Genomic DNA, 11,056 nt, shown 5'->3' with positions numbered 1-11,056 from the left:
ACCCTGTGGGAGAGTAGGACGCCGCCGAACAAATTTTGAATAAGAGAGCTGTGGGCTCTGGAGGGTTATTCCTCCGGGGCCCACAGCTCTTTTTTACGTTCCGGGGTCGGGAAAACAGGGGCAACCGGCTCGCAGACCGATGTCCGGAGTGCCGTACACCCCTCCGTACGGAAGGTTCTCCGCTTGACGGTAAGGTCAGGTCGTATCGTTGGCTCGTTCCCACAGGAGGCCCCCGGGTGGAGGTCCAGGAGACGCGTGTCCAGACGGACCGGGTCCTCACCATCCCCAACATCCTCAGCATGGCACGTCTCTTGGGCGTGCCCCTCTTCCTGTGGTTGATCCTCCGTCCCGAGTTCGGGGGCCCCAAGAGCGACGGGTGGGCCCTGCTCGTCCTGGCGCTCAGCGGTGTCAGCGACTATCTGGACGGAATGCTCGCGCGTCGCTGGAACCAGGTGAGCAGCCTCGGCCGGCTGCTCGACCCCGCGGCCGACCGGCTCTACATCCTGTCGACCCTGGTCGGCCTCACCTGGCGGGAGATCCTCCCCGTCTGGCTCACCGCCGTACTACTTGCGCGTGAACTCGTGTTGCTGGTGATGGTCGGGATCCTCAGACGGCACGGATATCCGCCGCCGCAAGTGAACTTCCTCGGCAAGGCCGCCACCTTCAACCTGATGTACGCCTTCCCGTTGTTGCTGCTCAGCGACGGAAGCGGATGGATCGCGTCACTCGCTGCTATTTTCGGATGGGCGTTCGCCGGATGGGGTACAACCCTGTACTGGTGGGCAGGAGTCTTGTACATGGTGCAGGTTCGCCGCTTGGTGCGGGCGGACGCCATGGCCGGCTGAGCCCCGCCGATGGTGCCTGGGTGCTCGCCTGATGGCCCGTAGCGGATCCGTGCGGGACAATTGAGGGCGCAGTCGGCTAGACCGTCGTCTCTCAAGGAGGACGCTTCCGACATGAAGGCCGTCGTGATGGCCGGTGGTGAAGGCACACGCCTTCGCCCCATGACCTCAAGCATGCCCAAGCCGCTCCTGCCCGTGGCCAACCGGCCCATCATGGAGCACGTGCTGCGGCTGCTGAAGAGGCATGGGCTCACCGAGACAGTCGTAACCGTCCAGTTCCTGGCCTCCCTCGTCAAGAACTACTTCGGTGATGGTGAAGAACTCGGCATGGAGTTGTCCTATGCCAACGAGGAGAAGCCACTCGGAACCGCGGGCAGCGTGAAGAACGCGGAAGAGGCGCTCAAGGACGACGCGTTCGTGGTCATTTCCGGTGATGCCCTCACCGATTTCGACCTCACTGAGTTGATTTCCTTCCACAAGGAGAAGGGAGCCCTCGTCACGGTGTGTCTGACGCGGGTACCGAACCCTCTGGAGTTCGGCATCACCATCGTCGACGAAGAGGGCAGGGTCGAGCGCTTCCTGGAAAAGCCCACTTGGGGCCAGGTCTTCTCCGACACCGTCAACACCGGTATCTACGTGATGGAACCCGAGGTCTTCGACTACGTCCAGGCCGACGTGTCCGTCGACTGGTCCGGTGACGTCTTCCCCCAGCTGATGAAGGACGGCAAGCCCATCTACGGCTACATCGCCGAGGGCTACTGGGAGGACGTCGGCACACACGAGAGCTATGTGAAGGCCCAGGCGGACGTCCTGGAGGGCAAGGTCGACGTCGACCTCGACGGATTCGAGATCTCGCCCGGGGTGTGGGTGGCCGAGGGAGCCGAAGTGCACCCCGACGCGGTGCTGCGGGGACCCCTGTACATCGGGGACTACGCCAAGGTCGAAGCCAACGCCGAGATCCGCGAGCACACGGTGGTCGGCTCGAACGTCGTCGTCAAGAGCGGTGCCTTCCTCCACAAGGCGGTCCTCCACGACAACGTCTACATCGGGGAGCACAGCAATCTCCGGGGCTGTGTCATCGGGAAGAACACCGACATCATGCGGGCCGCCCGCATCGAGGACGGTGCGGTCATCGGCGACGAGTGTCTCGTCGGTGAGGAATCGATCGTCCAAGGCAATGTGCGGGTCTATCCCTTCAAGACGATCGAGGCGGGCGCCTTCGTCAACACCTCGGTCATCTGGGAGTCCCGCGGTCAGGCCCACCTCTTCGGTGCGCGGGGTGTTAGCGGCATCCTGAACGTCGAGATCACCCCGGAGCTGGCCGTGAGGCTGGCCGGCGCCTATGCGACGACCCTGAAGAAGGGAGCGACGGTCACCACCGCCCGCGACCACTCCAGGGGCGCCCGGGCCCTGAAGCGCGCGGTGATCTCCGCCCTCCAGGCCAGTGCGATCGACGTGCGGGACCTGGAGAACGTGCCCTTGCCCGTGGCGCGGCAGCAGACGGCACGGGGCAGCGCCGGCGGCATCATGATCCGCACGTCGCCCGGGGTGCCCGACTCGGTCGACATCATGTTCTTCGACGGGCGCGGCGCCGACCTCTCACAGGCGAGTCAACGCAAGCTCGACCGGGTGTACGCGCGCCAGGAGTACCGTCGGGCGTTCCCCGGCGAGATCGGCGACCTGCACTTCCCGGCGAGCGTCTTCGACTCGTACACGGGTTCCCTGTTGCGGAACGTCGACACGACGGGCATCGCGGACTCCGGGCTCAAGGTGGTGGTCGACGCGTCGAACGGCAGCGCCGGCCTGGTCCTGCCGAGCCTGCTGGGCAAACTCGGTGTCGACTCGCTGACGGTCAATCCGGGTCTGGACGAGGCGCGGCCCACCGAGACGGCGGACGCCCGGCGGGCCGGCCTGGTGCGGCTCGGGGAGATCGTGGCTTCGGCCCGGGCGGCGTTCGGCGTGCGGTTCGACCCGGTCGGCGAGCGGTTGTCGCTGGTGGACGAGAAGGGGCGGATCGTCGAGGACGACCGTGCGCTGTTGGTCATGCTGGACCTGGTCGCCGCCGAGCGCCGGAGCGGGCGGGTGGCCCTGCCGGTGACGACGACCCGGATCGCCGAACAGGTCGCGGCCTACCACGGCACCCAGGTCGACTGGACGACGACGTCCCCCGACGACCTGACGAGGGTGGGCCGTGAGGAGTCCACGATCTTCGGCGGCGACGGGCGCGGCGGCTTCATCGTCCCGGAGTTCAGCAGCGTCTTCGACGGCACGGCCGCCTTCGTCCGCCTGATCGGCCTGGTGGCCCGCACCCAGCTGACGTTGAGCCAGATCGACGCACGGATTCCACGGGCCCATGTGCTCAAGCGCGATGTGGCGACCCCGTGGGCCGTGAAGGGCCTGGTCATGCGCAGGGTGGTGGAGGAAGCGGGGGACCGATCCGTGGACACCACCGACGGCGTGCGCGTGGTCGAGGCGGACGGCCGTTGGGTGCTCGTCCTCCCCGACCGCGCCGAAGCGGTCACCCATCTATGGGCGGAGGGCCCCGACGACGCCTCGGCGCAGGCCCTGCTGGACGAGTGGTCGGGGGTCGTCGAGAGCGCGGGCAACTGACCCGTCGATCACCCGCGCGGGCCGTCATCGCAGGGTGACGGGTACGTCTTTCGAGTGTCGGACGGCGCCCCTGTCGGGCGCCGTCCGGCGGTCCGTCAGGGCCATTCGGAGGAATGGACGCCGACGTGCGACGATGTGCGGCATGCCGCAGCCGCCCCCTGTTCGGAGTACGACTTCGCGTCCCCGGCGCCCGGACGCGTCCATGTCCCTGTTGACGAACGTCATGGACCACAGCCTCGACGACGGCTATGCGGAGGCCGCGGCGCGCAAGCGGGCCCAGGGGGAGAGCGGCGGGCTGCCGAAGACCTTGCGCGCGCGGCTCGGCCTGGCGGTCGGGCTGGTCCTGGCGGGACTGGTCGTCACGGTGGGCGCGGCGCAGGCGCGGGTGACGGCTCCCGTGATCGCCAAGGAACGCGAGGAGCTGATCGACCGGGTCGAGGCCGAGACGGCGGCGGCCGACGAGTTGGAGAAGAGCGTCGACACCCTCCGGGACGACGTGCACGACCGCAGGCGCGAGGCGCTGAAGCACGAGGAGGGCTCCGACGACCTCGTCGGTGTCCTCGCGGGTTCCTCAGCGGTGCACGGCCCCGGGGTCAAATTGACGGTGGACGACGCGAAGGAGGCCGACGCGGACGGTGACGGTCCGCGCGGTACCTCCGGCTTCTCCGACACGGGCCGCGTCAAGGACCGTGATCTCCAGCGGGTCGTCAACGGGCTCTGGCACTCCGGGGCCGAAGCCGTGTCGATCAACGGACAGCGGCTCACCGCCCTGTCCGCGATCCGTGCGGCGGGAGACGCCGTCCTGGTGGACAACCGCCCCCTGGTACCGCCCTACACCGTGCTCGCGGTCGGTGACCGTCAGCGGTTGAGCACCCGGTTCCAGAACAGCCCCGACGGCCTGTACCTGAACGCTCTCCAGGAGAACTTCGGGATCAGGACGGGGATTTCCGCGCACGAAGACCTGCGGTTGCCCGCGGCTCCGAGCGTGATCGTCCGCACCGCACAGCCGAGAACAGAGAAGGGCACATCGTGATCGCCGTACTGGGCCTCGTCCTGGGAGTCGTGGCCGGACTGCTGGTCCGGCCCGAAGTCCCCGCGGTGGTCGAACCGTATCTCCCGATCGCCGTGGTCGCGGCGCTGGACGCCGTCTTCGGAGGGCTGCGGGCCATGCTCGACGGCATCTTCGACGACAAGGTGTTCGTGGTGTCGTTCCTGTCGAACGTCGTCGTCGCGGCCCTGATCGTCTTCCTGGGTGACGAGTTGGGCGTCGGTGCGCAGTTGTCGACCGGTGTGGTGGTCGTGCTCGGCATCCGCATCTTCTCCAACGCCGCCGCGATCCGCCGTCACGTGTTCCGGGCGTGAGGCCGATGAACTCCGAGGGGCCGATGAACTCCGAGGGACGGGGCGCGCCCGGCCGTGACGGCGAGGCCGTGAGCGACGTCGGGGGACGGCAGCAGGACGCCTCCGCCCACCAACTGCGCAGGGAACTGCCCGCCGAGGTGCCCGTGGGGCCCGCCGCGGGCGGTCAGGGAGACCCCGACGCGCAGGGGCCGCACGGCCAGCGGGTCACGCAACCGGGTCTGACGGGGAGACAGCGCCTCGTGAAGGGGCTGTGGCCGCCGCGCCTCAGCCGGGCGCAGCTGATCGTCGCGCTGTTGCTCGCGGGGCTCGGTTTCGGCCTCGCCGTCCAGGTCGCGGCCACCAGTGACAGTAGTGTGCTGCGTGGGGCCCGACAGGAGGATCTGGTACGGATCCTCGATGAACTGGATGACCGCACGGAACGTCTAGACGATGAGAAGCGGCGTCTCGAAGGCCAGCGCACCGAACTGGAGAACAGTTCGGACCAGGCCGAAGCGGCGCGCAAGCAGACCGTCGAGAGGGAGAAGCAACTGGGCGTGCTGGCCGGCACCGTGGGCGCCGAGGGACCCGGGATCACCATGGTGGTCACCGACGAGCACGCGGCGGTGGAGTCGCGCATGCTGCTGGACGCCGTCCAGGAGTTGCGCGCGGCGGGCGCCGAGGCGATCCAGCTCAACGGCGTGCGGATCGTGGCCGGTACGTACCTGACGGGCGGCGAAGGAGAAGGGGTGAGCGTGGACGGGAAGGCGATCAGTCCGCCGTACCGGTTCAAGGTGATCGGCAGGCCGCAGGACCTGGAACCGGCGCTCCACATCCCCGGCGGCGTGGTGCAGACTCTGGAGAAGGAGCAGGCCAGCGTGACGGTGACGCGTGCCGAGGAGATCGTCGTGGACGCCTTGCGGCCGGCTAAGCAGCCTGACTACGCTCGGTCGTCCTCCCGGTGATCCGGGGAACGAGGGGGTCACTCGGCGGGTGCAGGTGGTTGCGGGGGGTCGGCGCACCGGAAGAGCGGTGCGTGGTGGAAACTGTCCGGTGGGTACGGACGTTGTGAAGGTGTCCGGGTCGGCAGGTGTGTGTAGTCAGGGTTCGTCCTGCCCCACGGGCGGGTCTGTTTCGGTCAAGGGGAATCGCCCGTGAAGTTGTTTGCGAAGTTGTTCGGCAAGAGTGCACGCGAGGACCGTGGCAACGCCACGGCACGACACCGTGCCCCCCGTCACGGGGGAGCCGAGGAGCAGTCCGGCGAACGCCCGCTGTTCCGTGATCAGGTTGGTGCTTCAGGCGGTGACATTCCGGGCGGACAGGGCGCGTCCCCTGTTGACCCTGTCGCGCCCGGCCGCATAGGTTTCGGGGAACCGCAAGGGGGTCCGTCCATGACCTTGGTGTGTACGAGGTGTGGTCACCGCAACGCGGAGGCGAGCCGTTTCTGCTCCAACTGCGGAGCGCCCCTGCGCGGTGGCGCCGAGCGGCCGTCGGAGACGACCTCGACGATCTCGATCTCCGGACTCGAGGCGTACGACGCGGAGGTGACCGGGCAGACCCAGTCGCCCTCCCTGTCGCCCGAGGCGCAGGCCGCGGTGGACGCGCTGCCCTTCGGTTCGGCCCTCCTGGTGGTCCGTCGCGGTCCCAACTCCGGCAGTCGTTTCCTGCTGGACGGTGATCTGACGACCGCGGGGCGTCATCCGCAGAGCGACATCTTCCTGGACGACGTCACGGTGTCGCGCCGGCACGTCGAGTTCCGCCGCGGTCCGGACGGTGCGTTCACCGCTGCGGACGTCGGCAGTCTCAACGGCACGTACGTCAACCGCGAGCCGGTCGACAACGTCCGGCTCGCCAACGGCGACGAGGTCCAGATCGGCAAGTACCGGCTGGTCTTCTACGCGAGCCAGCGGGGCGTCTGACCCGGGGAAGGCCCCATGCTGCACAAACCGAGCGGCGGTGCCGGCAACGGCACCGCCGCGGCGGCCAGCCGCCTCATGAGCATCGGCACCGTGTTGAACGCGCTTCGGGAGGAGTTTCCCGAGGTCACCATCTCCAAGATCCGTTTTCTGGAGTCCGAGGGGCTGATCGAGCCCCAGCGCACGCCGTCCGGCTACCGCAAGTTCAGCCCGCAGGACGTGGAGCGACTCGCCCAGGTGCTGCGGTTGCAGCGGGACCACTACCTTCCCCTCCGAGTGATCCGTGAGTACCTGGACGCCCTGGAACGGGGGGAGGCCGTACAGCTGCCCTCCCTGGGTCGCCCCGGGGAGCCCCAGGGCGACCCCCTGACGGGCCGGGCGGGCTCCGTGGGCGCATCCGGGCGCACGGCGGCCCGGGTGGGCCGTGAGGAGCTGATGGCGGCCGTGGAGGTCGGTGAGGACGCACTGGCGGAGTGGGAGTCCTACGGGCTGCTCGCTCCGTTGCCCGACGGCGGGTACGACGCCTCGGCCGTCACCGTGGCCGGCCTCGTCGTCGAACTGGGCCGGCACGGCATCGAGCCGCGTCACCTGCGGGCCATGAAGGCGTCCGCGGAACGCGAGGCCGGGCTCGTCGACCAGGTCGTGGCCCCCTTGCGGCTGCACCGCAATCCGCAGACCCGGGCGCACGCCGAGGCACGGACGCGGGAGCTGGCGGAGCTGACCGTGGGGCTGCATTCGGCCTTGGTTCAGGCGGCCCTAGGGGTGCGACTGCCCTGACGGGGCCCGGTGCGGGCCGCGCAAGGGCGCCCCGCTGGCCAGCCGGCCGGAGTGCCCGACTACCCAAAGGTGCCGGGCACGGCCTAGGGTTGCTGTGTGAACGAGCTCGACGTCGTAGGTGTCCGGGTCGAAATGCCCTCCAACCAACCGATCGTGCTTCTGCGTGAAGTGGGAGGCGACCGTTACCTCCCCATCTGGATCGGCCCCGGGGAGGCGACGGCGATCGCCTTCGCCCAGCAGGGCATGGCGCCCGCACGGCCGCTGACCCACGACCTGTTCAAGGACGTGCTGGAGGCCGTGGGTCAGGAGCTGAGCGAGGTGCGCATCACGGACCTCCGCGAGGGCGTCTTCTACGCGGAGCTGGTCTTCGCGAGCGGTGTCGAGGTCAGCGCCCGTCCCTCCGACGCCATAGCGTTGGCGCTGCGCACGGGAACGCCGATCTACGGCAGTGACGGCGTCCTCGACGACGCGGGGATCGCCATCCCCGACGAGCAGGAGGACGAGGTGGAGAAGTTCCGTGAGTTCCTGGACCAGATCTCGCCCGAGGACTTCGGCACCAACAGCCAGTGACCGGGCCGCGTGCGTCGCCCGCCGGCGGCGGTCGGCCGGATCCGGGGGGTCGTTCCGGTACCCGGGGCGGCCCTCTCAGCACATTCGGCTAGCCTTTCCCGCAATCAGACACGGGAAACCACTCGTAGGGTGATTATCACTCGGCGTGGCGAGTGTGGCGATCGTTGACGCACCCCGAGTGACTGCCTACCGTCGGGAAGGCAGGTCAAGGACGGAGGTCGGCGTGAGAAGCAGCGGCGACGGTACGGCTGGGGGTGCCCCCGGACGGATTCCGGGGGAAGGCGGCCCGTACGCGCTCCACAGCGGTCGGACCGGCCAGGTGCCGGGGCGTCCGCTTCCGGCCGTCGAGGACGACGACCGGCAACCCCATCAGGTCGGCTACCGCGGACCGACGGCGTGTGCCGCCGCGGGCATCACCTATCGGCAGCTCGACTACTGGGCCCGGACGGGGCTCGTGGAACCCAGTGTCCGACCCGCCTACGGTTCGGGCACTCAGCGGCTGTACAGCTTCCGGGACGTGGTCGTCCTCAAGATCGTGAAGCGGTTCCTCGACACCGGTGTCTCGCTCCAGAACATCCGGGCCGCCGTCCAGCACCTACGGGAGCGCGGATTCCGTGACCTGGAGCGCATGACGTTGATGAGCGACGGCGCGACCGTCTACGAGTGCGGCTCGCCCGACGAGGTCCACAAACTCCTCCAAGGCGGTCAGGGCATCTTCGGGATCGCCGTCGGAGTGGTCTGGCAGGACGTCGAGAGCGCCCTGTCCCAGCTGCACGGCGAACGCGTGGACACGGGGGAGACCCTGGTCGGGAACCACCCCGCGGACGAGCTGGCCCGGCGCCGCAACCGGGCCGTCTGACGCGCCGGCGCCCCCGCCCACCAGGGCGTTGTCAGAGCCGTAGGGCAGCATCGGGGGTGTGAGGAACCAGCCCACCATCCTGCACCTGGACATGGACGCCTTCTACGCCTCGGCGGAGCAGGCCGCCAAGCCCAGCCTCCGGGGCAAGGCGGTGGTGGTGGGCGGCATCGGCCCGCGCGGGGTGGTCGCCACCGCGTCCTACGAGGCGCGCCGCTTCGGGGTGCGCTCCGCGATGCCCACGGCACAGGCCAGGAGGCTCGCGCCGAACGCCGCGTACCTGGTGCCCCGCTTCGCCTTCTACCGGGAGATCAGCGACCACGTCATGGGCCTGCTGCGGGAGCTGTCACCGCTGGTGGAGCCGCTCAGTCTGGACGAGGCGTTCGTCGATCTGGAAGCGGTCGGGGCGGCCCGGGACGAGGCGTCGGCACGCACGGTCGGGATGCGGCTGCGCGCCGACATCGAGGCCACCACGGGGCTGACCGGATCGGTGGGTCTGGCCGCTTCCAAGATGCTGGCCAAGGTCGCCTCGGAGGAGGCGAAGCCCGACGGCCTGCTGCTGATACCGGTCGGCACCGAGCGGGCGCTGCTCGCCCCGATGCCCGTCCGGGTGCTGCCGGGGGTCGGGCCCGCCACCGGGGACCAGCTGCGGCGCGCGGGGATCACCACGGTCGGCGAACTGGCCGAGGCCGGGGCCGACGAACTGGTGCGGCTGCTGGGCAAGGCGCACGGGGCGGCGCTGTACGCGATGGCCCTCGCGCACGACGAGCGGCCGGTCGTCGCCGAACGGGAGACGAAGTCGGTGTCCGTGGAGGACACGTACGACGTGGACATCCACGACCGCACGCGGGTGCGGTGGGAGGTCCAGCGACTGGCCGATCGCTGCGTGCGGCGGCTGCGGGACTCGGGACACTCCGGGCGGACCGTGGTCCTCAAGGTGCGCAGGTACGACTTCTCGACGTTGACCCGTTCCGAGACGCTGCGCGGACCCACCGACGATCCCGCGGTGGTGCGGGAGGCTGCCGCGCGCCTGTTGGAGTCCGTGGACACCACCGGGGGCGTGCGCCTCCTGGGGGTGGGCGTGAGCGGGCTCGCCGACTACACCCAGGAGGACCTGTTCGCGCAGGCGGCAGGCGCGCGGACCGAGGCCGAAGGAGCCGCTGCCGAGGAACCCGCGGCCCAACCCGAGGGGGCGGACGCGACGTCCTCCCGTCCGCCCGCCCCGTGGGCCGCCGGCCATGACGTGCACCATGCCGAGTACGGGCGGGGCTGGGTGCAGGGGAGCGGCGTGGGGCGGGTGACGGTGCGCTTCGAGACCCCCTACTCCGGGCCGGGCCGGGTGCGGACCTTCGCCGTGGACGACCCCGCCCTCGCACCCTCCGCCCCGGTGTCCCTGGTGCACCGCCCCGCTCCCGACACCCCGGCCGCGCCGGACGGCGGTGCGGGCCCGTCGGGGCCCACCGGTGGCTAGCGGTCGTCCGGGGGCTTCGGGTCGTCGCCCGCTCCGGCCAGCTCACCGAAGTCCCGTACCGCCGGTGGCGCCGGGCCCGGAGACGCCAGGTTCAGCCCGTAGTGGTGGTAGAGGCGCAGCTCCTGCTGGGGCGAGAGGTGGCGGCCGACGCCGAAGTCCGGGGCGTCCTTGATCAGGGCCCGCTCGAAGGGCACCCGCAACGTGCCCTCCACCAGCTCGCTGGGCTCCAGCGGGACGAACGCGTCACGGCTGAAGAGCCCCGTCCTTATCGCCGCCCACTCCGGCACCCCCGTGGCGTCGTCGAGGTAGACCTCGTCCACCGTGCCGATCCTCGTGCCGTGGAGGTCGAACGCCTTGCGGCCGATCAGGTTGCGCGGATCGATGTCGGTCTGCACGTGCCCTCCAGTGGTCGCAACTCATCCGTAAGCACTACGAAAGTCCACATTCCGACGGGCGGCCACTCGAAGCCCCGTACGAGGGCCCGCTGGTAGGGTGGAAACGGCTGTTGACCCTGTGCGGGAGAGCTCCCCGGCTGACGACCGGGGGCGCCGAAGGAGCAAATCCTCCCCGGAATCTCTCAGGCCCCCAGTACCGCACGGGTGAGGTCACTCTGGAAAGCAGGGCGGAAGGCCGATGGCCTCCGCCCTCACCGACGGTGAAAGTCGGGCTCAGGCCC

9 protein-coding genes, 2 pseudogenes and 1 riboswitch are annotated in these 11,056 nt (G+C 69.7%); of the genes and pseudogenes, 10 read left to right on the top strand and 1 reads right to left on the bottom strand.

Annotation, left to right across the window (positions count from 1 at the left end; genetic code table 11):
• The first annotated feature begins 236 nt into the window (after positions 1–236).
• The 10 genes and pseudogenes from ACFV88_RS28380 (at position 237) to ACFV88_RS28335 (ending at position 10,482) form a co-directional block, all read left to right on the top strand.
• Positions 237–845, top strand: a complete 609-nt coding sequence (locus ACFV88_RS28380; RefSeq protein WP_385494776.1) for a CDP-alcohol phosphatidyltransferase family protein — start codon at positions 237–239, stop codon at positions 843–845.
• A 111-nt stretch (positions 846–956) separates the two neighbouring features.
• Positions 957–3,452 (top strand): sugar phosphate nucleotidyltransferase, encoded by a 2,496-nt coding sequence (locus ACFV88_RS28375; RefSeq protein WP_385494775.1) that lies wholly within the window; start codon positions 957–959, stop codon positions 3,450–3,452.
• A 202-nt stretch (positions 3,453–3,654) separates the two neighbouring features.
• Positions 3,655–4,485: a DUF881 domain-containing protein gene (locus ACFV88_RS28370; protein WP_385494774.1), complete on the top strand. Its 831-nt coding sequence runs from the start codon at positions 3,655–3,657 to the stop codon at positions 4,483–4,485.
• Positions 4,482–4,814: a small basic family protein gene (locus ACFV88_RS28365; protein WP_073795017.1), complete on the top strand. Its 333-nt coding sequence runs from the start codon at positions 4,482–4,484 to the stop codon at positions 4,812–4,814. Before ACFV88_RS28370 ends, ACFV88_RS28365 begins: the two co-directional genes overlap by 4 nt.
• A gap of 23 nt (positions 4,815–4,837) precedes the next feature.
• The gene (locus tag ACFV88_RS28360) at positions 4,838–5,755 is read left to right on the top strand and encodes a DUF881 domain-containing protein (RefSeq protein ID WP_385494773.1); all 918 of its coding nucleotides are present in this window, start codon (positions 4,838–4,840) and stop codon (positions 5,753–5,755) included.
• Between the two features lie 147 nt (positions 5,756–5,902).
• On the top strand, positions 5,903–6,709 hold the full coding sequence (locus ACFV88_RS28355; protein ID WP_385494784.1) for an FHA domain-containing protein: 807 nt from the start codon (positions 5,903–5,905) through the stop codon (positions 6,707–6,709).
• A 15-nt stretch (positions 6,710–6,724) separates the two neighbouring features.
• Complete coding sequence (locus ACFV88_RS28350) at positions 6,725–7,483, top strand: MerR family transcriptional regulator (protein ID WP_385494772.1); 759 nt, start codon at positions 6,725–6,727, stop codon at positions 7,481–7,483.
• A 96-nt stretch (positions 7,484–7,579) separates the two neighbouring features.
• The gene (locus ACFV88_RS28345; protein ID WP_030794342.1) at positions 7,580–8,053 is read left to right on the top strand and encodes a bifunctional nuclease family protein; all 474 of its coding nucleotides are present in this window, start codon (positions 7,580–7,582) and stop codon (positions 8,051–8,053) included.
• Between the two features lie 223 nt (positions 8,054–8,276).
• Positions 8,277–8,912 (top strand): MerR family transcriptional regulator, encoded by a 636-nt coding sequence (locus ACFV88_RS28340; RefSeq protein WP_385494770.1) that lies wholly within the window; start codon positions 8,277–8,279, stop codon positions 8,910–8,912.
• A gap of 58 nt (positions 8,913–8,970) precedes the next feature.
• Positions 8,971–10,482 (top strand): annotated as a pseudogene (locus ACFV88_RS28335) (DNA polymerase IV).
• On the opposite strand, the pseudogene ACFV88_RS28330 reads toward ACFV88_RS28335, so the two are convergent.
• Positions 10,401–10,775: pseudogene (locus ACFV88_RS28330) on the bottom strand (PRC-barrel domain-containing protein); the annotation flags it as partial. The pseudogenes ACFV88_RS28335 and ACFV88_RS28330 overlap by 82 nt on opposite strands.
• Positions 10,776–10,886: 111 nt before the next feature.
• Positions 10,887–10,984: riboswitch (glycine riboswitch) on the top strand.
• The last annotated feature ends 72 nt before the right edge of the window (positions 10,985–11,056 follow it).

It is taken from the genome of Streptomyces sp. NPDC059816 (assembly GCF_042732055.1).
Lineage (GTDB): Bacteria > Actinomycetota > Actinomycetes > Streptomycetales > Streptomycetaceae > Streptomyces.
The sequence above is the reverse complement of the archived record's forward strand: the minus strand, read 5'-3'. Positions and strand labels throughout refer to the sequence as shown.